Below are 26,718 nucleotides of genomic sequence, written 5' to 3' on the forward strand. Positions count from 1 at the left end.
ACATTAACCGATCGAATGGCATTAATCCATGTCACGGAATGCATGTCCGGCTGCGGCTACCCCTTCGATGACACTCGGCGGCAGAAGATCCGCCGCGTCGGTGCCGTCAAAAATCCACTCCTTTGGATCGGCAAAGTCTGGAAGACTTGCTCCGGCGCGCACGTAGAGGCCGATGGCAGGCTTTTTTTCGTTGATGTAAAGATCGTATTCTTGCATGGGGAATCTCCTCTGCAACCCAACTCAGAACTCACGCAAATCTGCTCCCGGCCTAAATCTTGCCAATGGTAAAGAGTAGTGTCGGCCAAGTAGATTGTGCAACGAGACTGAAGCAACGGTCGTGCCAGTTCTAAAAGGTCAGCATAACCAATCGGCTATGACTACAAGAGCTTTGACTCCCGACATTATGTCGGTTGGATTTTGGACAAAATGTCCACGCCGGCGAGCATGTTTGTAAGATTGTTCTCGTTTATCCGGAGTGTTGGATTGGAAGCCGGTCTCTTTTCCAATTCAATGCACGCGATGGGGTCGTGACGATTGCAAGATGCCGGTGTGATGACGGACATTTTGTCCGATCGGTGCAAGACATCCTGTCTGAGAAGTTCGTCAAATTTCCTATAAGTAATTGATATTTATGAATATCGAAAACTGGCACGACGGTTGCAGCTGCCTTTCGGCAGTACCAGTTCGTTGCCCGATGTCATGGCGGTGGCAGGGTCCCTTCCGGACGGTCGCCGTTGCTTCTTGAGGAATGGTGGCATGGGCGAGCTGGCACAGGGGTGATCCCGGACGGATGCTGTGCGGGGCGCGAACATCAAATCCGCGAAGGAAACAGAGGAGTAATACGGTGAGTAAAGTTATCGGAATCGATCTGGGTACGACCAACTCCTGCGTTGCTGTGATGGACGGCAAGAACACGCGAATTATCGAGAACTCGGAAGGTGCGCGAACGACGCCCTCGATCGTTGCCTTCACTAGCGATGGCGAACGCCTGGTTGGCCAGCCTGCGCGCAGACAAGCGGTCACCAACCCCACAAACACGATTTTCGCCGTGAAGCGTCTCATCGGTCGTCGTTACGATGACCCGACGGTCGAAAAGGATAAGGGCCTTGTTCCTTATAAGATCGTCAAGGCGGGCAATGGCGACGCTTGGGTCGAGGCGGAAGGCAAGAGCTACTCACCGTCCCAGATTTCGGCCTTCATCCTGCAGAAAATGAAGGAAACCGCCGAAGCGAACCTCGGAGAGAAGGTGACGCAGGCGGTCATCACGGTTCCTGCCTATTTCAATGATGCGCAACGGCAGGCCACCAAGGATGCCGGCAAAATCGCGGGGCTTGAGGTTCTGCGTATCATCAACGAGCCGACAGCCGCAGCGCTAGCATATGGGCTTGAGAAGAAGAAGCAAGCGAAGATTGCTGTCTATGACCTTGGCGGCGGCACCTTCGACATTTCGATCCTCGACATCGGAGATGGCGTCTTCGAGGTGAAGTCGACGAATGGCGACACGTTCCTCGGCGGCGAAGATTTCGATATGCGTCTTGTCGAATATCTCTGCTCGGAGTTCAAGAAAGAGCAGGGCATCGACCTGAAGACCGACAAGCTCGCGCTGCAGCGTCTGAAAGAGGCTGCCGAAAAGGCGAAGATCGAACTTTCGACGACAACTCAGACCGAAATCAACCTTCCTTTCATCACCGCCGACGCCACCGGACCCAAGCATCTGCAGGTCAAAATTACGCGCGCCAAGTTCGAGTCCCTGGTTGAAGATCTCGTGCAGCGAACAATCGAACCATGCCTCAGCGCCCTGAAAGACGCCGGTCTGACGGCGAAGGAAGTGAGCGAGGTTGTGCTGGTCGGCGGCATGACCAGAATGCCGAAAATCCAGGAGGTCGTCGAAAAGATCTTCGGCAAGGAGCCTCATAAGGGCGTGAACCCTGATGAGGTGGTCGCCGTCGGTGCCGCGATTCAGGCGGGTGTGTTGCAGGGTGACGTCAAGGACGTCCTGCTTCTCGACGTCACGCCACTGTCGCTCGGGCTGGAAACCTTGGGCGGCGTCTTTACGCGTCTCATCGAGCGCAACACGACCGTCCCCGCGCGCAAGAGCCAGATATTCTCCACCGCTGAGGACAACCAGAACGCGGTGACGATCCGCGTTTTCCAGGGGGAGCGGGAACTGGCTGCCGACAACAAGCTCCTCGGCCAGTTCGATCTGATGGGAATCCCGCCGGCACCGCGTGGCACTCCTCAGATCGAGGTCACCTTCGATATCGATGCCAACGGTATCGTCAACGTCTCAGCCAAGGATAAGGGGACCGGCAAGGAACAGAACATCCAGATCCAAGCCTCCGGCGGTCTTTCCGAAGCCGATATCGAAAGAATGGTCAAGGATGCCGAAACCCATGCGAGCGAGGACAAGAAGCGCCGGGAAACCATCGAGGCCAAAAATGCCGGCGATGCTCTTATTCACGAAACGGAGAAAACTTTGGCCGAGCACGGCGCAAAGATTGCGGATGCCGATCGCCGGACGATCGAAGATGCCGTGTCGAATCTCCGTGAAGCATTGAAAGGCAATGACGGCGACGCGATAACAGCCAAGGTCAATGCGCTTCAGCAGGCCAGCATGAAATTAGCCGAGGCGGTTTATTCGCAACCTCAGCAATCTGAAACAGCTTCACCGGCTTCGGGAAATGATGATGTCGTCGATGCTGAATTCACCGAGCTCGACGACGATCAGAAGAAAGCGAATTGAGATCGATGGGGCGGAGCTTGGCAATCCGTCCCCCGATCGTCTCGCGCATAATCGCGGGCGAGATCCGGCCATCAGGTGCTGCGTCTGGCCGGACTTGCAGTGATTTTCCCGCGGGGGATGACTGGGGCCGTCTCTTCTTCATTCCTGTTCCGCCTCGCGTGAGGCAGCATGGATGTCCGACGGAACTCTCAGTCGAAAAAATGGGCAACTCAATCATATCCGGAGTAAGACGTGAAAAATCCTTATGAGGTTCTTGGGGTCAGTCCCACCGCCTCCGCATCGGATATTCAGTCCGCATATCGCAAGCTTGCAAAAAAGCTGCATCCTGACCTGAACCCCGGCGATAAATCTGCGGAAGACAAGTTCAAGGAAGTTGCCGCCGCTTATGATCTGGTCGGTGATGCGGACAAGCGAAAGCGCTTCGATGCCGGCGAGATCGATGAGAGCGGTGCGGAACGGCCGCAACATCATTATTACAGGGATTTCGCGCATTCCGACGATGGTCACCCCTATATGAATACATCCGGCTTTGCGGACTTCATGGAGTCCGACGATGCTTTCGCGGACCTGCTGAGGCGCAGTCAACGCAGCCGGGCAAACCGCCGCGGCGAAGATCTACATTACACGCTGCCCATATCGTTCGTTGAATCGATCACTGGCGCTAGCAAGCGCCTAACGCTGCCGGGCGAGGGCACCCTTGATGTCACCATCCCGGCTGGCCTCGTCGACGGCAAGATCCTTCGTCTCAAGGGCAAAGGTGCTCCCGGCGCGGGGAAGGGCGGGCCTGGCGACGCTCTCATTCAGGTCGAAGTTCTACCCGATCCCCGCTTCGAGCGCGATGGGGACAACATATCGATAGAATTGCCGATTTCGCTCAACGAGGCCGTGCTCGGCGGGAAGATACGCGTGCCGACACCAACCGGCGACGTGTCCATGTCGATCCCAAAAGGATCGAACACGGGGACAACGCTGCGCCTTCGCGGCAAGGGTGCTCCGCAGCGGGGAGGAGGACATGGCGATGAATTCGTCAAGCTCAAGATTGTCCTACCCAAGCACACTGATCCAGAGCTTGAGACCTTCGTGTCGAACTGGTCGGGCGGAAGAGACTTCAACCCACGCGAGGACAGGTCATGATCATCACGAAGACGGAGTTTCTCACACAGTCGGGTCTCAAAGTGAAAACACTGGAACTATGGATCGAGCAGGAATGGGTCATACCACAGGACACACCGTCCGGGCCGGGTTTCTCGGATGCCGATATCGCCCGGGTCCATCTCATTCGCGACCTGACGGAAAAGGTCGGCGCGAACGATGCTGGGGTCGACGTCATCCTGCATCTGCTCGACCAGCTACACGGCATGCGGCGTGCTTTTGAACAGTTGCAATCTAATCTGAAGGATACACTACCCTGAGGCGTGGGTTGAAACAGTTGACAGCCCCTCCAGAGCGAGATGCTTTAGTGGCATGGCAATGCGCAATCGTCGATACAATAGCATCCAGGAGTGACGGTGATGTCTGAGCAAGAGTCCAACGATATATCGGAACGCGTCAAGAATCCCGAGTTCGGACCGTGGCTCGCTCAAGCTTCGATCCTCGTCGTCGACGACGAACCGGGCATGAGAAATTTCCTGCTCAAGACCCTTGGTCCTCGCTGCAAGATTATTGAAGAGGCTGCGAATGCGGCCGAAGCGTCCCACAAGCTCGACCAGCAGCATTTCGATGTCGTGATCCTCGACAACATCATGCCGAACATGAACGGCCTCGACTGGCTGGCCGAACAGCGCGCCGCTGGTTTCTTCGCAGATGTTATTCTGATGACGGCTTACGCTGATCTCGACACGGCCATAAATGCGGTTCGCGTCGGCGTGGTCGATTTCGTTCTGAAACCTTTCAGATCGAACCAGTTGTTAAATTCGATTGCCCGTTGCCTCGATCGCAGCCGGTTGCAGCGCGAGAATGACGTTTTGCGGCATCAACTGAATTTTTCGGCCCATCAAGTCTATCTTCGAAACAATATTATCGGGCAATCGCCCGCCATCGAGAAAGTGCGGGCGATGATTGCCCGAGTTGCTCCAATATCGACGTCAGTCCTGCTGACTGGACCGTCCGGGACTGGCAAGGAAGTGGCTGCACGTTCCATACATTCCCTTTCAGATCGTACCGACAAGCTGTTCGTACCGATCAATTGCGGGGCCATTCCAGCCGACATGATCGAGAGCGAACTGTTCGGCCATTTGAAGGGAGCGTTTACAAGTGCCAACCGCACGCGCGAGGGCCTGTTCATGCATGCACAAGGCGGCACGATCTTCCTCGACGAAATCGCCGAGATGCCATACTTGCTCCAGAGCAAGTTGCTGCGGGTATTGGAAGATCGGCGCGTTCGACCGATTGGCTCGGAGCGCGAGCTTCCGTTCGACGCCAGGTTTATCTTCGCAACGAATGCCGATTTGGAGAGCCGCGTTGCAGCGGGTGCCTTCCGTGCGGACCTTTATTTCCGCATCAACGTCGTCCAGATTCAACTGCCGCCGTTGAAGGACCGCGGCAATGACGTTTTGGAACTGGCAGGGCTGTTCATGCGCGAAGTCGCACAGCAGGTCGGTATGCCGGCAGTGGAGATCGATGAACACGTTCGATCCTATCTTTTGAGATATGATTGGCCGGGCAACATAAGAGAGCTACGGAACTTCATCGAAAGGGCCGTTATTCTCGGGAGTTTTCCCGAGGAGGCGGAAAGGTCTCCTTTGGTCCCTGCACGAGCCGGTGGGCAGAGCTTGGCGGAAATCGAAAAGCGTCATATTCTGGCTGTGCTGCGAGAGGTTGGCGGCGATCGCGAAGAGGCCGCTCGACGGCTTGGGATTTCTCGCAAGACGATCGATCGGAAATGCGTAAGCTGGAATGGGTGAGGGAACGAGCGAGATTTCAAACCGCAAGGCATCGGTCCGTTATCGCCTTCTGGCAATCGCCCTCGTGCCGATGCTTGTTATCCTGCCCATATTGCTGGGCATCACAATCTATCGCTGGAACGAACGATTTGACGCGTTGGCGATCTCCAAGGTCAATGATGACCTGACGATCGCCCATTTTTACATCGACAGAATGCTGGCGGTGACGGAAGAGCGTCTTGCCGCAGTCAGCCAATCTGCACGCTTTCGGGATCTCACCGCAGGTGGACATGTCTCTACTAGTGATCTCAATGCTTTCCTGAATGAGACAGCCAATGATCGCGGCCTGGATTTCCTTTATCTCATCGACAACTCGGGCAATGTCGTCGCCAGTAGCCGTCCGCTCGCCAATGCCTTGCCTCGCTGGGACTGGCCCGTCGTCAAGGCAGCTCTTGATGGCAAGTCATCAGCCGGTTTCGATGTCTTCGACCAGAATGAACTCTCCGCGCTGACACCAGAGCTTGCCGAGCGGGCGCGGATCGCGCTTGTGCAACCGGGTTCCGATTCCGCTATTCAACAGGAAAGCCGGGGTCTTGTTCTTCATTCCGCCACTGAGGCGACCTGGGAGAATGGGAAGCGTGGCGCATTGGTTGCCGGCGTGCTTCTGAACAAGAACACCTCGTTTATCGATACCATCAACAGATTGATTTATAACGAAGCCAGCCTGCCCGTGGACAGCCGCGGGACTGCGACCGTGTTCCTTTCGGATGTCCGGATCAGCACCAATGTGGATCTTTTCGAAGGACGACGCGCGATCGGAACCCGCGTTTCGCCGGAGGTAGGCGAAGCGGTCCTCAAATACGGGAAGACCTGGAGAGAACAGGCCTTTGTCGTCAATGACTGGTATATCTCAGCCTATCAACCGTTGCTGGATACCTACAATCGTCGCGTTGGGATGCTCTATGTCGGTTTCCTGCAGAAGCCGTTTACCGATGCGAAAAGAGAAACGCTGATCGCGATCGTCATCGCCTTCGGCGTGGCGGTCGCAGCGACCGTACCCTTGTTCCTTGTCTGGACGACCAACATCTTCCGACCGCTGGAGCGCATGACCCGGACGATCAGCGCGGTCGAAACCGGCGACCTTACCGCGCGAACTGGCCTGCCGAAAATGAAAGACGAAATCGGTCAGGTCGCATCGGAACTGGACCGATTGCTCGATCAGGTTCAGGAGCGTGATGCGGAATTGCGGCTATGGAACACGGAACTCAATCAGCGTGTAGAAGAGCGCGCCCGCGCACTGCAGATGGCGAACGAGCAGCTCGAGACGACAACAAAGCAGCTGATCATGTCGGAAAAGCTCGCAGCGATCGGTGAAATTACGGCCGGCGTCGCTCATGAGATCAACAATCCCATTGCCGTGATCCAGGGCAATCTCGAAGTCATTCAGAGTATCGTCGGAGACGAGGCTGACAAGGCCAAAGGCGAGTTCAAGCTGATCGACCAGCAACTTATGCGCATCAGCGAGATGGTCACCAATCTCCTCAAATTTTCGAAGCCTCAGGAATATGCGGGGGTTCTGGAGCGATACAATCCCGCCGATGTCATCACCGACACCCTACCGCTCGTACGGCACCTTCTGAAGAAAACCACCATCGTGATAGAGCGAGAGGACGGCGCATCCCGGCTCATTGCAATGCCCCGCAGCGAACTTCAGCAAGTCATGATCAATCTGATCGTCAATGCGTTCCATGCCATGCCTCAAGGAGGCAAGCTTATTCTTCGCACCGTCGATTCCGATGTGGATCGTACGCCGGGTATAGCGGTCGAAGTCTCGGACACCGGCAGTGGCATGGAACCGGATGTCGTCAACAGAATTTTCGACGCGTTTTTTACGACCAAGCGCCGTGAAGGCACAGGTTTGGGCCTTTCCATCTGCCAGATGCTTGTGACGCGCCAGGGCGGCACAATTGCGGTTACCAGCAAACCCGGCGAGGGAACGACCTTTACGGTCTGGCTCCCGGAAGCCGCCTGAGACAGCCCTGACGGCGGACAAATAGTCCTCTATCGGACGACAGTTTGTCCGCAACCGGTACCGCTTGTCGCTGTGACCCATTGAAAAGGCTTGGAAACCACAAGTGGCACGATTGTTGCGGCGTCGTTTCGCGAGCCGCCAATCCAGCCGTGTGACGGAGAGCGATCGGGCCGGTGACATTCAACGCAAACCGAACCCTGGAGGTCCGCAATGACCGCCGTATCGACCGAACAGCTTTCGAAAGACATGCAAGCCTCGGCACAAAAGCTCGAAGAGGCCGGGCTAATCCCGCAATCGCAGGACCAGCCGCTGAACGCCAATGATCTGCTCTTTTATTTGACGCAGACATCCATGCCGATGGCCGACCTTCTGCAGCAACACGGTCTTTTTCTCGATGATCGGGGATTGAATTACGATCTCACGCAATTCGGCGCGATCGGCCAGATCGCCAACAAGGTGATCGCGGAACGACAGGCGGGCTATCTGGAGGGCGTCTGGAAGCAGCTTGATCTCTCAACCGATGAGGATATGGATTCAAACGGGACTTATATCCTGACGGCTCTTGCGGCGCTTGAAATTCTGTATGGCCCGCCGGCGGTCTAGGCAACAGGCAGCGACGAAAGACAATTTGTCCTGCCCAAGCCGACACATTGTCTTCTCCAGCGTTGTTTCTGGCGATCAAGCTATTGATTTTCAATATTTTTAGCATCTGGCACGATGGTTGCTCCAGTGTTCCGTGCCCGCGCGGAATGGTTTGGAACGAGGGAGAGAGTTGTGTCCGATCTGATCGTTATCGTTTACCCGACCGAAGACAAAGCCGAAGCCATAAGGCAGAAGCTCGTGAACCTTCAGAAGGAATATTTGATCGAGCTTTCCGACGCCGTGATCGCCGTCAAACAGGAAAATGGCAGGGTCAAGCTCATTCAATTGATGAACACGACGGCAGTCGGCGCCATTTCCGGCGGCTTCTGGGGGCTGTTGATCGGGTCCATCTTTCTCATGCCGCTCCTTGGCGCGTCGATCGGCGCCGCTTCCGGCGCATTTGGCGGCGCATTGACCGATTACGGCATCAATGACGGCTTCATGAGGGAGCTCGCAACAAATCTGAAGCCGGAGAACGCCGCGCTGTTCCTGCTGATCCGCAAGATGACCGCCGACAAGGTTCTCGACGAACTCAAGGGCACCGGTGGAACCGTCCTTAGAACATCGCTGGATCACACGAAGGAACAGGCGCTGCGCGACGCGCTGGCGGCATCCCCCGGCTTTGGGCAGCCGGCGCCCGCCGAGACTTCTTCGCACAACTGATGCTGACCTGTTTCAGCCGTCCAATCACCGTTGCAGAAGGTGGCCAAAATGAACGTCGAAAAATTCACGGACCGCGCGAAGGGCTTCATACAGTCGGCGCAATCGCTCGCCATGCGCGAGGGAAATCCGCAATTTAACAGCCTGCACCTCCTGAAAGTATTGCTTGATGATAATGAAGGTCTCGTTTCCGGCCTCATTGATCGTTCCGGAGGCAACTCCCGCACCGTACTCGGCGCGACCGAAGACGCGCTGGCAAAATTGCCGAAGGTCTCGGGTTCCGGAGCGGGGCAGGTCTATATGGCTTCCGAACTTGCCCGCATATTCGATGCTTCGGAAAAGATCGCGGAAAAAGCCGGCGATAGCTTCGTGACCGTAGAGCGTCTGTTCCAGTCATTGGTCGAGGATCGCAACAGTGATGCGGGCAAGGTTCTCTCCGATACCGGGGTAAATCTTCAGGCGATTACGGCGGCGATCAGCGCGCTACGCAAGGGACGAACCGCCGACAATGCCTCGGCAGAGAACGCTTACGATGCCTTGAAAAAATACGCCCGCGACCTGACCAAGGCTGCGCGGGACGGAAAACTGGACCCTGTGATCGGCCGGGACGAGGAGATCCGGCGCACAGTCCAGGTTTTGTCACGCCGGACCAAGAACAATCCTGTCCTGATCGGCGAGCCGGGTGTCGGCAAGACTGCGATCGTCGAGGGGCTGGCGCTTCGTATCGTCAATGGTGACGTGCCCGAAAGCCTGCATAACAAGAAGCTTCTGGCGCTCGACCTCGGCGCTCTGATTGCTGGGGCGAAGTACAGGGGTGAGTTCGAGGAGCGGCTGAAGGCCGTTCTGCAGGAGGTGACGTCGGCAGAGGGCGGCATCATCCTGTTCATCGATGAAATGCATACTCTGATCGGTGCGGGTAAGACAGATGGCGCCATGGACGCGTCCAATCTGCTGAAGCCGGCGCTGGCGCGTGGTGAATTGCACTGCGTCGGTGCGACCACGCTCGATGAATACCGCAAGCACGTCGAGAAGGACCCTGCGCTGGCGCGGCGCTTCCAGCCGGTCTTCGTGCCGGAGCCGAGCGTGGAGGATACGATCTCGATCCTGCGCGGCCTGAAGGAGAAATACGAGCTGCATCATGGCGTGCGGATTTCGGATGCAGCGCTGGTGGCGGCGGCCACCCTGTCCAATCGCTACATCACGGATCGCTTCCTGCCCGACAAGGCGATCGATCTCGTCGACGAAGCCGCGGCGCGCCTGAAGATGCAAGTCGATTCGAAACCGGAAGAGCTGGACACGATCGACCGTGACGTCATTCGGCTGAAGATCGAGCAGGAGGCGCTGAAAAAGGAGAATGACAAAGGATCGAAGGCTCGGCTCCACGCGCTGGAAAAGGAACTGGCCGATCTGGAAAAGAAATCGGCCGACCTGACATCCAAATGGCAGGCGGAAAAGGGCAAGCTTTCCGATGCGCAGAAGATCAAGAGCGAGCTTGAGCAATACCGCACCGAGCTTGCGAATGCCCAGCGCAAAGGCGAGTTCCAGCGCGCGGGCGAGCTTTCCTACAGCACTATCCCGGAACTGGAAAAGAAGCTTGCTGCCATCGAGGCGAGCGAAACCTCCTCGATCAGCGAGACGGTGACCGCCGACAGCATCGCCCAAGTCGTATCGCGGTGGACCGGCGTGCCGGTCACCAAGATGCTGGAGGGTGAAAAGGACAAGCTGCTTCACATGGAGGAAAAGCTCGGCGAGCGGGTCGTCGGCCAGGCGCAGGCCGTGCGCGCGGTATCGACCGCCGTGCGCCGTGCCCGTGCCGGCCTGCAAGATCCCAATCGTCCGATCGGCTCCTTCATGTTCCTGGGGCCGACCGGCGTCGGCAAGACCGAACTTGCCAAGGCTCTTGCGGAATTCCTCTTCGATGACGAAACCGCGATGGTTCGCATCGATATGTCCGAATTCATGGAGAAGCACTCGGTTTCGCGGCTGATCGGCGCGCCTCCCGGTTATGTCGGCTATGACGAAGGCGGCGTATTGACCGAAGCCGTTCGCCGGCGCCCCTACCAGGTCGTTCTCTTCGACGAAATCGAGAAGGCGCATCCGGATGTTTTCAACGTCCTGCTGCAGGTGCTTGACGATGGGCGGCTGACCGACGGCCAGGGCCGGACGGTCGATTTCCGCAACACGCTGATCATCATGACGTCGAATATCGGCGCCGAATATTTGGTCAACCAGCCGGAGGGTGAAAAGACGAGCGTGGTGCGCGAAGAGGTCATGGCGATGGTTCGCGTCCATTTCCGTCCGGAATTCCTCAATCGCATCGATGCGATCATCCTGTTTCATCGTCTCCAGAAGACCGAGATGGGCCGTATCGTCGATATTCAGTTCGCGCGCCTCAAGAAGCTTCTCAGCGACCGAAAAATCAGCCTGTCGCTCGACACGAAGGCGCAGAACTGGCTTGCCGAAAAGGGGTGGGACCCGGCCTTTGGCGCGCGCCCGCTGAAACGGGCCATCCAGCGTTACGTCCAGGACCCGCTCGCCGAACTGCTTCTGGGCGGAGAGGTTCACGATGACTCGACCGTGAAGCTCTCGGTCGGAAAAGACGCGCTCACCTTCAACGGCAAGGCCGTCAAGATACTGGACGACGAAGACGAATAGGCGCCGCGGTCGACCGCGTAGCCCACCCCTTGCCAACCATATCGCTGATCCCAGTGCAGTTGCCTTGGGGTCCCAGTTCAGCAGCAAAGGAGAAGAAACATGACGGGCCATAAGATCAAAGAGGGCATGGAAGTGATCGGCGCCGATGGCGTCCACGTCGGAACTGTCGACCGCGTCGAAGGCAATCGCATCAAGCTCATCAAGAGCGACAGCGGCGACGCGTTTCACAAGGGCCAGCATCATCATTATATCGAACTCGGTTTCGTTGCCGGTGTCGAAGGCGATAAGGTTCGCCTTTCCGCCAATGCCGATATCGCTGTCACGCTCGAAGAGGAGCGGTCCGGCCGTCCCGTGCCGGAGGATGAGTGATCGCGGCTTTTAATCGATTGCCTCGTGGCGGCTGCCCGGGGCGATTGATCTCAATGAGGCACGCTTGAAATATTGCAGGACTATTTTGGTGGGTAGCCTATTCGTGAGGACTATCTCATTGTCGAGGGCGTGGCCTTGCCGGCACAAGCGCGCGCTCCTACAAATTGAGGTAGAAATCCCAAGACCAAAACTGTGTGCGGCAATATCATTCCTCACCCGCATGCCAGGCGCGACATTTGAAAGATTTAACGGACGGATTATGGCGGCAGACGAAACAAAACCAACCCCACAGCCTGTTGTTGCTCGCCTCACGCGCGCGGCGATTTTTCTGGTTCTGACCATCAATCCCGGCCCGGACAACGAAAGAGCCGTACGATCGCTTTGCGCCGATCTTGGCGGACTGCTTCGCGCGGTTGGGTTCCGCGATCTGGAGGGCAGGTTGTCCTGTGTCATGGGTTTCGGGTCCGAAGCATGGGATCGCCTGTTTCATGGACCGAGGCCGAAAGATCTGCATCCTTTCAAGGAAATTCAGGGTGTACACCATGCTGTTTCCACGCCGGGCGACGTCCTCTTTCACATTCGCGCGGCCCGCATGGATCTTTGTTTCGAGCTCGCGATGGAGATTATGTCGCGGCTTGGCGAAGCGGTGGCAACCGCGGATCAGGTTCAGGGCTTCAACTATTTCGACGATCGCGATCTCATCGGTTTCGTCGACGGGACGGAAAACCCGGTCGATCAGGCAGCGATCGACGCGGCGATCATCGCCGACGAAGACCCGGCCTTTGCCGGCGGCAGCTATGTGATCGTCCAGAAATACCTGCACGACCTGAACAAATGGAATGCGATACCTGTCGAAGTGCAGGAGGGTATCGTTGGCCGCAAGAAATTCTCCAACGTCGAGCTCGATGACAGCGTCAAACCGAGCTACGCGCATAATGCGCTGACGACGATCGTCGAGAACGGCGAGGAGCTCGATATCGTCAGGGATAATATGCCCTTTGGCGATGTCGGGAAGGGCGAATTCGGGACCTATTTCATCGGCTACGCCCGATCCCCGGCGCGTATGGAACAGATGCTCGTCAATATGTTCGTCGGTCGACCACCGGGAAACTACGATCGCCTGCTTGACGTCAGCCAGGCGATTACCGGCAGCCTCTTCTTCGTTCCGTCGGCAACCTTTCTTGACAATGTCGAGCCCGACGCAGCCCCTGCACCGGTTGCCGAAGCTGAATCTGCCTCCACAGATCAATCGGACAATACGAACTCCGCTCCCCGGAATGAAAACACGGACGGCTCCCTCGGGATCGGTTCCTTAAAGAAAGAGGTTTGACATGGACAATCTTCACAGGAAACTCGCTCCGATCTCGAACAAGGCCTGGGAGCAGATCGAGGAAGAGGCGAGAAGGACGCTCAAGCGTCACCTGGCCGCACGGCGTGTGGTGGATGTCGACGGGCCGAAGGGCGCCGAATTTTCCGCCGCCGGCACGGGGCACCTTAAACAGGTCGATAGCCTAGGCGAGGGTGTCCAGGCTTCCTTGCGCGACGTCAAGGCGGTTGTCGAACTTCGCGTTCCTTTCGAACTTTCGCGGTCCGCGATCGACGATGTTGAGCGCGGATCAGAGGATTCCGACTGGTCGCCGGTCAAGGAAGCCGCACGCAAGCTGGCCTTTAGCGAAGACCGCGCCGTCTTCGAAGGCTTTGCTGCGGCCGGGATCCAGGGAATTCGTGAGGCCAGCAGCAATCCCGCCCTGAACCTTCCTTCGAGCCTCAAGAACTATCCCGATGTCGTTGCGAAGGCTGTCAGCCAGCTGCGTCTCGCGGGGGTCCAGGGTCCTTATGCCCTGGTTCTTGGTGAAGAAGAATATACCGCGGCAAGCGGCGGCAGTGACGAAGGCTATCCGGTGTTCCATCATATCGAAAAGGTTGTCGATGGAGGGATCATCTGGGCGCCTGCAATCAAGGGCGGCTTCGTCCTAACGACCAGGGGCGGGGACTTCTCGCTCGATCTCGGCCAGGACATCTCCATCGGCTATCTCAGCCATTCGGCGACGACAGTCGAACTCTATTTCCAGGAAAGCTTTACCTTCCGGATGCTGACCGCCGAAGCGGCGGTTGCTTTACTGCCTGCGCAAGCTCAGCTCGATAAGAGCGTGTAGGTTACTGGTAAGGGTGGATGCGACCATGGACAGCGGCTTGCCTCATCTCGGGTTTTGCGGGGCAAGCTATCCGTGCTCAATGGATTTTCGCGAGACAGAAAACGGTGCCCGACGCGCAAGCCGGATATACCGGCCGCCGCCGCTACCCCAAGCCATGCAGGGTGGCATGCATCCGCAGTCTTCAAATCGTCAGAGAAGGATCGATTTCACCGGCACAGGCATTTCCGGGAGATCTTCCTCTCCCAAGGCCTCTCTCAAGGTAATTTCGATCGACTTGGCGATCGCAGCAATCGGCAGGTCATTGGGCATGGTTCCGAATGGCATCTCCAGCTCGTCCCCAAGCGCATCCAGCCCGAAAAACGTGTAGGCGATAATGCCGGCGGCCAGCGGTGTAATTGGTCCCAGCATATTGGCGAGACCGAAGGGCAGGAGGAAGCAGAAGAGGTAAGCGGTTCTGTGAAGCAGAAGCGTGTAACCGAACGGAACCGGCGTGTTGCGAAGACGCTCGCAGCCGGCGATACCTTCGTTCATTCCCGAGATCGTGCGGTCGAGGATGCTGAACTCGATGTCAGTGACGTAGCCTTTGGCTGAAAGACCGGCGAGACAATCGCCCATCAATTGCAGGATATAGTTGGGCGCATTGGATGCTCTAAGAAGCCTAGCTCTTTCTTCATTCGAGAGCAGAGTTTCAACGTTGTCGCCTAGCCGATCTCCATAACGCAGGTGGCGCACAAGATCCTCGACCAGGACGATGTTCAGCCGGATCAGCCTTTCGCGCTCTTTGGCTGCCTGATCGCCACTCGGCAGCAAGATGATAGTCTGACGCGCCAGATCACGGCTGTGGGCAAGAAGATGGCCCCAGAGCCTTCGCCCTTCCCACCAGCGATCGTAGCAGGCGTTGTTGCGAAACCCGAGAAAAATGGAAAGCGTCAGGCCGATCAGGTAGAATGGCGCCCCGTCGACCAGCGGAACGAGCGTAGGGTGTCGCGTGTGCGCCCAGACGACGATCGCCGACATGAACATGACGATGAGGACGCGGGGATAGATGCGTCTGATCACCGATCCTCGAATCTCGAAGAAGAGACGGAGCAGGTTCGGAGTTTCCCGGACGATCATGTTTCACCTGATTGCTGTGGCATTGCGTTTCGCGGCGATGAGGAACGACGTCACGGTAGCAAGGGTGAGCGAAACTGCTTCATCTGGCCTCTCACGCCAGGTTCACTTCGCAAGAAGCGTACCATTTCGCGCAGACAGCATTGTCAAAGGCTTAGCAGGGAGAACCCACCGCAAAATGGACAAATTGTCCCTGGGAGTGAGACAAATTGTCCATGGAAAACAATGAGATAACGTGTTCTACTGGCCATAGTGATACAGCGGCGGAGTGTGGGCTATGAGTGACAAGAAAGCAGAATATAAAACCTATCACCATCCGGCGGGTGGATGGGGTGCCGCGGCTGCGACAGCGAAGGTGCTGCTGGAGCAAAGTGTCGTGACCAAGGGGTCGCGAGCGCTCCTTGCCATGAACCAGCCTGGTGGTTTCAAATGTCCAAGCTGCGCCTTCCCGGATGCCGACTGCAAGAAGACGCTCGAATTCTGCGAAAACGGTGCCAAGGCTCTGGCGCATGAAGCGACCAAATTCCGGGTCACACGGGAATTCTTTGCCAAGCACACCGTCTCCGAGCTCATGGAACAGTCGGACTACTGGCTCGAGATGCAGGGCCGTTTGACGGAGCCGATGCGCTACGACGCCGCGACAGACAAATATGTGCCCTGCGACTGGGACGCCGCGTTCGCAACGATTGGCAAGCATCTGAGATCGCTTGAGAGCCCGCATCAGGCCGAATTTTATACCTCCGGGCGCACGCCGAACGAAGCAGCCTTCCTCTACGCCATTTTTATCCGGGCGTTCGGCACCAACAATTTCCCCGACTGTTCCAATATGTGCCATGAGCCCACCAGCCGCGGTCTGCCGCCTGCGATCGGCGTCGGGAAGGGCACGGTGATCCTTGAGGATTTCGAACATGCCGAGGCGATCTTCGTCATCGGCCAGAACACCGGCACGAACTCGCCGCGCATGATGACGAATCTGGTCGAGGCACGAAAGCGCGGCGTTCCGATCGTCGCCGTCAATCCCATGCCGGAACGTGCGCTGATACGCTTCACCGAACCTCAGGACATGATCCAGATGGCGACCTTCGGCTCCACGCCGATCGCCAGCGAATTCGTCCACATGAAGATCGGCGGAGACCTCGCTTTCCTCAAAGGCATCATGCGCGTGATGTTCGAGCGCGAGGCCAAGGGCGAAACGATCCTCGACCATGACTTCATCGCCAAGCACACGGTTGGTCTCGACGCCATTCGCGACGAGGTGATGACCCATGATTGGCCCGAACTCGTCGCGGCGTCGGGGCTGGATGAAGACCAGATCCGCCGTTGCGCCGAAATCTATATCCGTTCGCGGGCAACGATGATCTGCTACGGCATGGGGCTCACTCAGCATCAGGACGGGTCGCGTCTGTTACAACAGGTCGCAAATCTGTTGCTGCTGAAAGGCAATTTCGGAAAGCCGGGAGCGGGGATTTCACCGATCCGCGGACACTCGAATGTTCAGGGCGATCGCACCGTCGGGATCGATGAGAAGCCGACGCAGGACTATCTCGACAAAGTCCGAGACGTTTTCGGCTTCGAACCGCCCCGCGAGCACGGCCATCATACGGTCGAAACCGTGGAGGCAATGGAGAATGGGACCGCCAAAGTCTTCATCGGCATGGGTGGGAACTTCGTTCGCGCAATCCCTGACACAGAGCGATCCTACGCGGCAATGCGTAATCTGGCGCTGACCGTCGGCATCACCACCAAGCTCAATCGCGGCCACATCGTCCATGGGAAGGAAGCGCTCATATTGCCGGTCATCGCCAGATCCGAGTGGATCCGTACGTCGGCCGGCGAACAGTTCGTAACAATTGAGGACTCCATGTCGAACGTAACGGCCTCGCGTGGCGTGCTGACTCCGGCCAGCGAGCATCTGAAGCCGGAGGTGGAGATTGTCTGCCGCATGGCCATGGCGACTCTTCCCGACAGCAAGATCCCGTGGGCGAGCTATATCGAGGACTATAACCTGATCCGTGACAAGATCGCGGCCGTCTATCCCGAAATCTATACCGACTTCAATGAGAAGATCAAAAATCCCAAGGGCTTCCACCTGGACGTTCCGCCGCGCCGGCTTGTCTGGCCGACACCGAACGGCAAGGCGAACTTTCTTCTGCTGCCTGGCCTGGAAGTGAATGCACCGGTCGCGGACCCGGCTATGCTGAGGCTTGCGACTGTGCGCTCGCACGACCAGTTCAACACGACCATCTATAGCTACAATGATCGCTATCGCGGCGTCTATAATGATCGTATGGTCCTGTTCATGAACGAGGACGATCGGAAGCAACGCAACCTCGAAGCGGGCGCACGCGTCTCTTTGGAGACGATCACCGAAGACGGCGTGCAGCGTCGGGTCGATGGTCTCACGGTGCTGGACTATCCGATGCCGCGCGGTTCGGTTGCCGGCTATTACCCGGAGCTCAACCCACTTCTTCCGCTCGAATATTACGACAAGATCAGCGGCACTCCAGCAGCAAAGTCCATCCCTGTCAGGGTACTGGCGGCATAAGAAAGAAAGCGCCAGCAACAGTCACTTTCGAACCGATCTTAGCCAGGGAGACGGACGTTGTTTGAGAACCTAGACGCGGTCATTTTAGCGAGAGCCCAGTTCGCATTCACTGTCTCGTTCCATTTCATGTTTCCGGCCTTTTCGATCGGGCTTGCGAGTTTCCTCATGGTGCTCGAGGCGCTCTGGCTGAAAACGGGAGACGGCGTCTACGCCAATCTCTATCGCTACTGGCTGAAAATCTTCGCTGTTGTCTTCGGCATGGGCGTGGTCTCCGGCGTGGTCATGTCCTACCAGTTTGGCACGAACTGGTCCGTATTCTCTCAAAAGGCGGGGCCTATCATCGGCCCGCTGATGGCCTACGAAGTGCTCACGGCATTCTTCCTCGAGGCCGGATTTCTGGGAGTGATGCTCTTTGGAATAAACAAGGTCGGCAAAGGGTTACACTTCTTTGCCACGTGCATGGTGGCGCTCGGCACGCTCATTTCGGCAACGTGGATCCTCTCGGCCAACAGTTGGATGCACACGCCGACCGGCTTTGAGATCAACGCGAACGGACAGCTCGTGCCGGCGGGGTCCTGGCTGGCGATCATATTCAATCCTAGTTTCCCCTATCGCCTCGTGCATACGGTACTGGCAGCCTATCTGACGACGGCCTTTGTCGTCGGGGGTGTCGGAGCGTGGCATCTGCTCAAGGATCATTCCAATCGCGGGGCCAGGAAGATGTTCTCGATGGCGATGTGGATGGCAGCGGTCGTCACGCCGATCCAGATTTTCGCCGGCGACGCACACGGTCTCAACACGCTGGAGCATCAGCCGGCTAAGATCCTCGCAATGGAAGGTCACTATGAAGCACATGCCGAGGGCGCTCCGCTGATCCTCTTCGGTCTGCCGAGCAATGAGGAAGCGCGGGTACGTTACGAGATTGCCATTCCGCATCTCGGATCGCTGATCCTCAAGCATGATCCTTTCGCACCGATGCAGGGACTGAACGACTTTCCGCGTGATCAGTGGCCACCCGCTCCTATCATCTTCTGGTCATTCCGCATCATGGTGGCTCTCGGATTTGCGATGCTCGGCATCGGCCTGTGGAGCCTTCTCGCCCGTTACAGACGGAAGCTCTACGAATGGGTGTGGTTGCATCGCGCCGCCGTGTGCATGGGGCCGGCGGGATTTGTTGCCGTAATCGCGGGATGGGTCACGACCGAGGTCGGCCGTCAGCCCTTCACCGTCTACGGTCTGTTGCGCACCGCGGACTCCCATTCGCCGCTTGCTGCCCCCGCCATCGCGGTTTCGCTTCTGGCCTTTGTGATCGTTTACTTTTTTGCCTTCGGATCGGGCATTTTCTATCTACTGCGGCTGATGTCCAAGCCGCCGGAACCGCATGAAAGCGAGCCGCCCCAGGTGCCGCAGCGCGCAGCCGGCATCACGCCCGCCCCAAGTCTCGGCGCCGCGCTGCCTTTGGAGGATTGATCATGACCGAATATTTGGATCTCACCATCGTCTGGGCCATGATCATCGGTTTCGCGGTCTTTGCCTATGTCGTCATGGATGGTTTCGATCTTGGGATCGGCATATTGTTCCCGACATTTGCGGTGGGCGATGAGCGCGATCAGGCGATGAACTCGATCGCGCCCGTCTGGGACGGCAACGAGACATGGCTTGTGCTTGGGGGTGGTGCGCTCTTTGCGGCCTTCCCGCTCGCCTATGCGATCATTCTGCCCGCCACCTATCCGCTTGTCATCGCCATGTTGCTGGGATTGGTGTTTCGAGGCGTAGCCTTCGAGTTTCGCTGGCGTCATCCCCGGCATAGAGCATTCTGGGATGCTGCCTTTTCCCTCGGGTCCTTGGTCGCTGCGTTTTCGCAGGGCATCATGCTGGGTGCCATCCTGCAAGGGGTCCATGTCGAAAATCAGGCCTATGCCGGCGGGTGGCTCGACTGGCTGAGCCCTTTCAGTCTCCTCACGGGTGTCGCGCTCGTGATCGGATATGCCCTGCTCGGGGCCTCGTGGCTGGTCTGGAAGACAGAAAGCACCAGCTTGGCCCATGCCCGCAAACTGGCCTTCTGGCTCGGTATCGCAACGCTTGTTTCTCTCGCGGCGGTGAGCATTGCCACTCCCTTTCTCACCTACGACTACTGGCGCCGCTGGTTCGCTATGCCGGGCGTGCTGCTGACGGCGCAGGTTCCGCTTCTCGTCATGATTTCCGCCGCACTATTTTTCTGGAGCCTCAAACGCGGCATGGAGCGGGTACCGTTTGTCATGGCGCTGGCGATCTTCCTGCTGGGATTTGCCGGGCTCGGTATCAGCATCTATCCCTACATCGTGCCGCGATCGGTAACGATATGGGATGCGGCTGCGCCACCGCAAAGCCAGTGGTTCATGCTGGTCGGGGCGATGATCATCATCCCGATCATCCTGATCTACACGGCTTGGGCCTATTGGGTTTTCCGCGGCAAGGCGGGCGTGCACGGATATCACTGATGCCGGCTGAAACCTCTTCGATCTGGAAGCGCCTTGGGTGGATGATCGCGATCTGGGCTGCCAGCGTGATGTCCCTGGCTATCGTCGCGTTCCTGCTTCGGCTCATCCTGAAAACCGGTAGCTGACCTGTGTGGCAGTTGGCCGGATTCTTGTGAAAGTGTTTGCGTGTGGACGACGATTTGAAGGGCATTGTAAACTTAAGGAAACACGGACATTGATGTGAGATGACGGGCCATGACGAACCGTGATCTGCTCTATCGCCGCCACCGCTTTCCCGCCGAAATCATCGCGCACGCCGTCTGGCTCTATTTCCGTTTCCCTCTCAGTCTGCGAATGTTCGAGGGACATGATGGCGGCATGTGAGATCATCGTCTCGCATCAAACGGTCCGGCTGTGGGCAGAGAAATTCGGACGTCGTTTTGCCAACGAGATCGCCGTCGTTCGTCCAGACGTCTTCGCGCCGACCGCAGTCAACAAGCTGGCGCGTCGACGAAACCTATGTGAAGGTTCGCGGGCAATGGACGTACTTATACCGAGCCGTCGACAAATTCGGCAACACGATCGATTTCTATCTGTCGCCCACCCGGAACGCCAAAGCAGCGAAGCGCTTTCTTGGCAAAGCCTTAAATGGTTTGAAGGATTGGGAAATGCCGGCTGTCATCAACACCGACAAGGCCCCGACCTACGGCATCGCGATTTCAGCACTGAAGGCCGAAGGCAAATGCCCGGAAGAGCTGGTGCATCGGCAGATCAAATACCTGAACAATGTCGTAGAGGCCGATCACGGCAAACTGAAACAGTTGATCAAACCGGTGAGAGGATTCAAAACGCTGAAAACGGCCTATGCGACAATCAAAGGTTTTGAGGTCATGCTCGCCTTGCGCAAGGGTCAGGCATCCATCTTCAATCTGGGCGGCGACATCTGTGGAGAAGCTCGCATCGTTGAACGCAGTTATTCTGTCCTGAATGTGCGCTCCCCGAGCGGGTTATCAAAACCCTCCTCGACGCAACGTTGCTTTGCCCGAAAATTCTGCAGTCGCCGGCTCCCAGCGCAGCTATGGCGCGGCTTGGCCGTAAGAGGAATCTTTACAAAATCTCCTTCTACGTTGCCACGACGGGACATTTATCAGCTATGGAGGATATGCTTTTGCGCGCGTCCAGACGGCAGCTCCACTACGCCGGCTTGCTCGATAAGGATCGGCGCGAGGAGCAAACGCATTATGATACGACCGGTGATGACCTTATTTCGCGGCGGCGGCTCCGGGACGTGATCTTGTTCGAAAGCCTTGGCTAAGAGTCGTTGGAGATGCTGGTGCGCGAGCTGCAGTCGCATAGGCTGGAACCGGGTGAGAAACTCTTTGAGGAGGGACAAGCGGATAAGACGTTGTACTTAGTGGTCTCGGGCGTAATCGAGGTCTCGCGCTTGCGGGACGGCGTACCCGAAACGCTCGGCTGCATCGGCGCTGGCGCCTATATCGGAGAGATCGGCCTTCTTACCGGCGCCCAACATGTAGCGACCGCGCGCACCCATTGCGTGGTTTATAGGTTGCCGCATCAGGCGATCGCGCCGCTCTTCGACCAGAATGCCGATCTGGTCGCGGCTTTCGATAAATCAGCGCGAAAGGGCCTCGATATTCTGCATCTGGAGGTTGTGGCCAGGGCCGCACCGGAAATCGGCGCGCCGGGCCAGTTGGCGGTCCGTATCCGGAATTTTTTCAGGTTTGGCGCGGGGCGATCACGATCGTTCGGCCTAGCAAGGCGGTTTACCGCGGGAGCCGGACGGTCATGCCGGGCTCCAGGCCACTGTCGCCACCGGTGGGATCGAGCCGTAGCCAGAAACTGTTGAGATCGTGATCCCCGACCGCTCGGGCTGCCCGCCAGGTGGCAAATTCGCCAAGCGGCCGGAGTTCGGTGACGCGGGCTTCGATGGTGCCGTTGCTCGTCTTCAGGGCGACGGTTTTGCCGATTGTCATATCCTTCAAGGCATCTTCGCGTAGCGTGAAGGCAAACCATCTTTGGCCCGCCGGCTCGATCGTCATCACGGGTGCGCCGGGGGACAGAGCTTCTCCAAGTTCGGCGACCTGAATGACAACGGTGGCATCGGCCGGCGCCGTCAGCTGCGTCTTGTCGAAGGCAATCTGTGCCTCATTGACCGCTGCCTGAGCCGCCGCCACCCGGGCGTCGGCAAGCGCGAGCTCCTCCTTCGTCGGGCCGGCGCGTGCGGCAGTCAATTGGGCGCGTTTGAGGTCGAGATCAGCCTGCGCCTTTTGAAGTTCCGCCGCGGTCTCATCGAGTACCTGGCGGCTGCCGGAGCCCTTCGCAACAAGCGCGGCTGCGCGCGTGTTCTGTTGTTGAGCAAGCAGGAGGTTTGCCTCGGCTGTCTTCACCGATTGCTCGGCGATGGCCACTTCTTCCGAGCGAACGCCGGCATAGATGTGGTCGCGGTTCGCCTTGGCGCTGGCGGCGGCTGCCTTGGCTTCTCCCAGCGCCGCGGCCAGTTCCGGGCTATCCACCGTCGCCAGCAAGTCGCCTCGCTTGATATGCTGACCCGGCAGGACGGCAACGCTGAGCAGGCGGCCGCCGACCTCAGGCGCGATGCGGATCTCGGTACGCTGGACCATGCCGGGCGCTGCATTGTCGGTTGCGCTAGAGTCGCCGGAGAAGGTGGCCGCCCCGCTGCCAAGCGCCGCCACGACAAGCGATGCCATCAGCAGAGGCGTGCGGAAGACGGGTCGACGAAACATCCTAGCTTTCATTCTTGCCTCCTTCGTGCCTCGTTGCCCACCATGCAGAAGCCATGGCGAACGTCGCGTAAACGATCGCCAGCGCCCAGAGAGCCAGCCAATTGCTGCGCACGTCTGTCAGCGATGCGCCCATCTGGTTGACGCGCACTAGGCCGTCGATCGCGGAAGTGCTTGGCAGCACTTGGCTTGCGATGCGGATCGACCGTGGGATTGCCTCGAGCGGCCAGGCCACGCCCACCTGGAAAAACAGCGGCAGGCTGATGGCGATGAAGAGCAGCACCGCCGTCTCACGTCGAGTGAACCACGATCCGACGAATTGCCCTAGGAAGCTCACCGCAAGGATGAAGGGGACGGCGAGCGCCAGCATGTCCAGAAGCCCCCCGTTTGTCGAAAACCCGTAAATGCGCGGCAGTATAATAAGGTAGAGCGCGAAACCGGGCAGCACGAGCAGGAGATGCGCGAGCGCCTGACCGAACACTGCCGCGGGTCGGCCGCGAGCGTGCCGGGACGCTCTTCCTCCCTGTTCGAAGGCAACGCCGCCGAGCGTGGCCGAGCCCATCAGCAAGGTCTGCTGCAGGATCAGGACGAAGGCGGCCGGCACGACGTAGCTGGCATAGCCGCCAGTGGGGTTGAACAGCGGTTGATTGAGGATTTCGACCGGCGAGTTCCTGACGAGAGCGGCCCGAAACAGACTCCCATCGTCCCTCGCGCTGCCGGCCGCGACGTCCGCCGACACGGTCGCCGCTGCCTCCGTTATACCCTGCAGTGTGCGATTGTAGAGCAGGAAGTAGGCGGAATCGACATAGATTGGCAGCCGGGCTCCCGCGCCTTTCAAAACCTCCCGCTCCGTGCCCTCCGGGATCCCGACGATGCCGAACACTTCGCGCCGGGCGAGTGCGGCCTGAGCGGCCTCCAGCGTATTCGGACGAGCAGCCACTTGCGTCGCCTCGTCGGCGTCGATCATTTGGATGAGAGATCGGCTTAGGTTCGTCGTGTCGTCGTCGACGACTGCCACGGGGATTTTGCGGACCAGTTGTCCGAGATAGGGCTGGGGGTAGAATACGCCGTAGATGATCGGCGCCAGCACGATAAGTCCGAAGACGGCGCTGTCGCCAAGCACGCGCTTATATTCGGCTACGAATGCTCCGACGACGCCGGGACGCGCGATGGGCTGTGTCGCGGCCGGCTCCGGATGACGGACGGGAGCGCGCGCAATGACGTTCAGCCGCAGCCAGGACAGCGCGAAATAGACGGTAGCGAGGGCGGCAAGCGCCATGAACGGACGCACGGAATCGTAGGCGGGCACGCCGCGAGCGGCCTGATCGAACAGGATCTGGATATACCAGCGAAGCGGCAGCATATCGCCCCAGACCCGCGCAAAACCGCCCATCGCAAGAACCGGGAAGCCAACGCCGGCAAAGCCGAATGCGGGTGAGCAGATGATGCCGGTCAACGACAGGCCGAGCGGGAGGTTTCTGACGAGCAACTGGAGCAGCGCCCCAAGCGACAGATAAGCGATGACGAGGAGAAGGGCAGAGGCGCCCATCAGGACGACATCGCCACGAAAGGGGATCTGATTGAGGCCGTGGATGATGCCGAGTCCCACGACCATCATCAGGACAAAGATCCCAAAATAGGGTGCGAGCTTGCCGACCAGCGCGGTGAGGGGATTGCCGCCCGCAGCATCCAGCCACGCCTGCACGCTGCGCGATCCGAATTCGGAACCGACGGCATAGCCGCCCGCGATCGCCGTCAATACATGCAGCACCGTCGGCAGGATGGCGCGCAGCAAAAACTGCACATAATTGAGCGCCGGATTGGTCAGCACATATTGCTCGGTGATGAGCGGCCCAGGATGGTATCCGCCTCCGCCCGCTTGTTTCGGCAGTGCTGCGGCGGCCGCCGCGATCGACGCCTGCAATCCGCCCGATGCGATATTGCCCGGCGAGAAATACTGCTTGTTGTAGAAGATCACGATCTGCGGGCGTTTAGCCGCGTAAATATCGCGTTCGAAGTTCTCCGGAATATAGACTGCCGCGATCGCGGCACCCGAGCGGATCGAGTGCATGGCGCCGTCAAGATCGGAGGACCGGTGCGCCACCGCGACGGACGGCGCAGCATCGATGGATTGGATGAAGCGCAGCGATGTGTCGGAATGGTCCATGTCGACCACATCGACGCTGAGATTTCGGACCACCGCATTGCTGAACGTTGTGGTCAGGATGGAAAAGGCGATCAGGGGAACGGCGAGCACAAGCAGCAGCGCCACCCGGTCGCGTCGGATCCACGTCACCTCGCGCGAGACAACTGCAAGCAGACCCGGGGTTGCGTGCTGAGACATCAGCGTACACTGCTCCATTGCAGATAGGCACTCATGCCGGGACGAAGTTCTGGGATTTTATCGGTCGGATAGGCCCGCACTTCGAAGGTGCGGAGGTCGAAATCGCCGGTCGCACGCGTCGCACGCCAGCCGGAATACTCGCCGCGGGTCGCGATGGTCCTGATCTCGACCGACACCAGCCGATCGCCGAGGGCGGGGATGCGGACATCAAGCTTGTCGCCCACCTTCAGGCCCTTCACGAGATCTTCGCGCAGATCGAAGCTTAGCCAGACATCGCTGAGGTCCACCAACGAGAGAAGGGGCACCCCAGGCGATACGAATTCGCCGATTTCGCCGCCCACCTGGTAGACCTGCGATCCGACGGGCGCCGTCACCGTCATCTCGTTGACCTGAGTATTAAGGGTGGCGACCGCCGCTGCGGCCTTGCCCACTTCGGCTTGGGCGACGCCACGTTCTTCCTTGGTGTAGCCCGCAACAGCCTCGTCATAGGCAAGCTTGGCTTGTTCGAGGCCGCGTCTTGCCACATCGAGCGACGCCGTTGCCTCATTCAACGTCTGCATGGAGGCGACGCCTTTGGTGGTCAGTTCGTTCGTACGGTTGTAAGTCTGCTGGGCGAGTACCAGATTGGCCTCCGCCGCGGCGATTGCCGCCTTGCGCTGCGCGACGACTTCCTGGCGGATGCCGGCGTCTATACGGGCGAGCTCGGCTATGGCGACCGCTTTCGCCGCTTCAGCCTGTTTCAGCTTGCTGATGATTTGAGGATTGTCGATCTTCACCAGCACTTGGCCGGCGGCAACGTTCTGACCGCGATCCACCGGTCGCTCACCAATGCGACCTTCGACACGGGCAGCGATGTCGATGCGCGTGGCATTCGCTTCTCCCTGCACCAGCAAGGGCTGAGGCTGAACGAGGTACCATAGCGATAAGCCGACGATTGCCGCTACGGTCACGGTGACGATGAGGACGGCAGCGCGAGACGAACCGGTCGGTGGTGGCAATGTTTTTTTTGCCTCGTACTTCTGATCCCCCGGCGATTGCATCAGCTCGTTCATTACGACGTCCTCCGCTGACCAAGTGCAGTCTATTTTACACTCTACTAGTCTGGGCTTGCTCCGTGAAGCAGTTTCACCTGAGGCTGCTGCCCGTTTATTCACGGATACCGAGTAATAGCGAAAATCGGGACAAAACAGGTCACTACAGTGGGTAGGCGAGCGCGGGGCGAGAGAGAGACCAATTACCGTTTGCGCATGCAACGGCGCCGCATTGGCAACAACTCGCCTTAACCCAGCGTACGAGGAGTACCATCAGGGTCGGTTAAATTATTGTGCGATAGAATGGATCACCAAAATTGCCGGA

At 58.3% G+C, this 26,718-nt stretch carries 22 protein-coding genes and 1 pseudogene; 18 read left to right on the top strand and 5 right to left on the bottom strand.

The features are described from left to right. Positions 1–21 precede the first annotated feature (21 nt). Positions 22–216, bottom strand: coding sequence for a hypothetical protein (locus tag AC13RE_RS11250; protein ID WP_112400194.1), 195 nt, complete (start codon positions 214–216; stop codon positions 22–24). Between the two features lie 574 nt (positions 217–790). Between AC13RE_RS11250 and dnaK the strand changes: the two genes are divergently transcribed. The 11 genes from dnaK (at position 791) to AC13RE_RS11305 (ending at position 14,139) form a co-directional block, all read left to right on the top strand. Continuing rightward, positions 791–2,743 (top strand): molecular chaperone DnaK, encoded by a 1,953-nt coding sequence (dnaK, locus tag AC13RE_RS11255; protein ID WP_488563143.1) that lies wholly within the window; start codon positions 791–793, stop codon positions 2,741–2,743. A 231-nt stretch (positions 2,744–2,974) separates the two neighbouring features. Next, on the top strand, positions 2,975–3,877 hold the full coding sequence (locus AC13RE_RS11260; RefSeq protein WP_488562970.1) for a DnaJ C-terminal domain-containing protein: 903 nt from the start codon (positions 2,975–2,977) through the stop codon (positions 3,875–3,877). Further along, positions 3,874–4,155 (top strand): chaperone modulator CbpM, encoded by a 282-nt coding sequence (locus AC13RE_RS11265; protein ID WP_488562971.1) that lies wholly within the window; start codon positions 3,874–3,876, stop codon positions 4,153–4,155. The genes AC13RE_RS11260 and AC13RE_RS11265 overlap by 4 nt, the downstream gene beginning before the upstream one ends. A 99-nt stretch (positions 4,156–4,254) precedes the next feature. Then, positions 4,255–5,646, top strand: coding sequence for a sigma-54-dependent transcriptional regulator (locus AC13RE_RS11270; RefSeq protein WP_488562972.1), 1,392 nt, complete (start codon positions 4,255–4,257; stop codon positions 5,644–5,646). Continuing rightward, complete coding sequence (locus AC13RE_RS11275; protein ID WP_488562973.1) at positions 5,639–7,657, top strand: sensor histidine kinase; 2,019 nt, start codon at positions 5,639–5,641, stop codon at positions 7,655–7,657. Before AC13RE_RS11270 ends, AC13RE_RS11275 begins: the two co-directional genes overlap by 8 nt. Before the next feature lie 210 nt (positions 7,658–7,867). Continuing rightward, complete coding sequence (locus AC13RE_RS11280; protein ID WP_488562974.1) at positions 7,868–8,260, top strand: hypothetical protein; 393 nt, start codon at positions 7,868–7,870, stop codon at positions 8,258–8,260. A 171-nt stretch (positions 8,261–8,431) separates the two neighbouring features. Then, a complete protein-coding gene (locus tag AC13RE_RS11285; protein ID WP_488562975.1) occupies positions 8,432–8,962 on the top strand; it encodes a DUF1269 domain-containing protein in 531 nt (176 codons plus the stop codon). A gap of 48 nt (positions 8,963–9,010) precedes the next feature. Beyond that, positions 9,011–11,614, top strand: coding sequence for an ATP-dependent chaperone ClpB (gene clpB, locus AC13RE_RS11290; protein ID WP_488562976.1), 2,604 nt, complete (start codon positions 9,011–9,013; stop codon positions 11,612–11,614). Positions 11,615–11,713: 99 nt separating this feature from the next. Further along, complete coding sequence (locus AC13RE_RS11295; RefSeq protein WP_488562977.1) at positions 11,714–11,983, top strand: DUF2171 domain-containing protein; 270 nt, start codon at positions 11,714–11,716, stop codon at positions 11,981–11,983. 259 nt (positions 11,984–12,242) lie between these two features. Continuing rightward, complete coding sequence (locus AC13RE_RS11300; protein ID WP_132720921.1) at positions 12,243–13,313, top strand: Dyp-type peroxidase; 1,071 nt, start codon at positions 12,243–12,245, stop codon at positions 13,311–13,313. Between the two features lies 1 nt (position 13,314). Continuing rightward, a complete protein-coding gene (locus AC13RE_RS11305; protein WP_488562978.1) occupies positions 13,315–14,139 on the top strand; it encodes a family 1 encapsulin nanocompartment shell protein in 825 nt (274 codons plus the stop codon). 189 nt (positions 14,140–14,328) lie between these two features. On the opposite strand, the gene AC13RE_RS11310 is transcribed toward AC13RE_RS11305, so the two are convergent. Then, a complete protein-coding gene (locus tag AC13RE_RS11310) occupies positions 14,329–15,255 on the bottom strand; it encodes a bestrophin family protein (RefSeq protein ID WP_488562979.1) in 927 nt (308 codons plus the stop codon). A 274-nt stretch (positions 15,256–15,529) separates the two neighbouring features. Between AC13RE_RS11310 and AC13RE_RS11315 the strand changes: the two genes are divergently transcribed. From AC13RE_RS11315 to AC13RE_RS11345, 7 genes and pseudogenes are all read left to right on the top strand, one after another. Beyond that, positions 15,530–17,797 carry an FdhF/YdeP family oxidoreductase gene (locus tag AC13RE_RS11315; protein WP_488562980.1) on the top strand — a complete coding sequence of 756 codons (2,268 nt, stop codon included), beginning with the start codon at positions 15,530–15,532 and terminating at the stop codon, positions 17,795–17,797. Positions 17,798–17,854: 57 nt separating this feature from the next. After that, the gene (locus tag AC13RE_RS11320) at positions 17,855–19,267 is read left to right on the top strand and encodes a cytochrome ubiquinol oxidase subunit I (protein WP_488562981.1); all 1,413 of its coding nucleotides are present in this window, start codon (positions 17,855–17,857) and stop codon (positions 19,265–19,267) included. A 2-nt stretch (positions 19,268–19,269) separates the two neighbouring features. After that, positions 19,270–20,277: a cytochrome d ubiquinol oxidase subunit II gene (gene cydB, locus AC13RE_RS11325; protein WP_488562982.1), complete on the top strand. Its 1,008-nt coding sequence runs from the start codon at positions 19,270–19,272 to the stop codon at positions 20,275–20,277. Continuing rightward, entirely contained in the window at positions 20,277–20,402 is a 126-nt protein-coding gene (locus tag AC13RE_RS11330; protein ID WP_488562983.1) for a DUF2474 domain-containing protein, read from the top strand. The genes cydB and AC13RE_RS11330 overlap by 1 nt, the downstream gene beginning before the upstream one ends. A gap of 109 nt (positions 20,403–20,511) precedes the next feature. Then, complete coding sequence (locus AC13RE_RS11335; protein ID WP_488562984.1) at positions 20,512–20,640, top strand: hypothetical protein; 129 nt, start codon at positions 20,512–20,514, stop codon at positions 20,638–20,640. A gap of 92 nt (positions 20,641–20,732) precedes the next feature. Further along, positions 20,733–21,239: pseudogene (locus tag AC13RE_RS11340) on the top strand (IS6 family transposase); the annotation flags it as partial. A 344-nt stretch (positions 21,240–21,583) separates the two neighbouring features. Beyond that, positions 21,584–22,123: a cyclic nucleotide-binding domain-containing protein gene (locus tag AC13RE_RS11345; RefSeq protein WP_488562985.1), complete on the top strand. Its 540-nt coding sequence runs from the start codon at positions 21,584–21,586 to the stop codon at positions 22,121–22,123. Here the strand turns inward: AC13RE_RS11345 and AC13RE_RS11350 are convergent. The 3 genes from AC13RE_RS11350 to AC13RE_RS11360 are packed head-to-tail and all read right to left on the bottom strand — an operon-like array spanning position 22,041 to position 26,414. Further along, positions 22,041–23,033 (bottom strand): HlyD family secretion protein, encoded by a 993-nt coding sequence (locus tag AC13RE_RS11350; RefSeq protein WP_488562986.1) that lies wholly within the window; start codon positions 23,031–23,033, stop codon positions 22,041–22,043. The genes AC13RE_RS11345 and AC13RE_RS11350 overlap by 83 nt on opposite strands. Next, entirely contained in the window at positions 23,023–25,362 is a 2,340-nt protein-coding gene (locus tag AC13RE_RS11355; protein WP_488562987.1) for an ABC transporter permease, read from the bottom strand. The genes AC13RE_RS11350 and AC13RE_RS11355 overlap by 11 nt, the downstream gene beginning before the upstream one ends. Further along, positions 25,362–26,414: an HlyD family secretion protein gene (locus AC13RE_RS11360; protein ID WP_488484746.1), complete on the bottom strand. Its 1,053-nt coding sequence runs from the start codon at positions 26,412–26,414 to the stop codon at positions 25,362–25,364. Before AC13RE_RS11360 ends, AC13RE_RS11355 begins: the two co-directional genes overlap by 1 nt. Between the last annotated feature and the right edge of the window lie 304 nt (positions 26,415–26,718).

The organism is Martinezella sp. CNPSo 3959, from assembly GCF_057784355.1.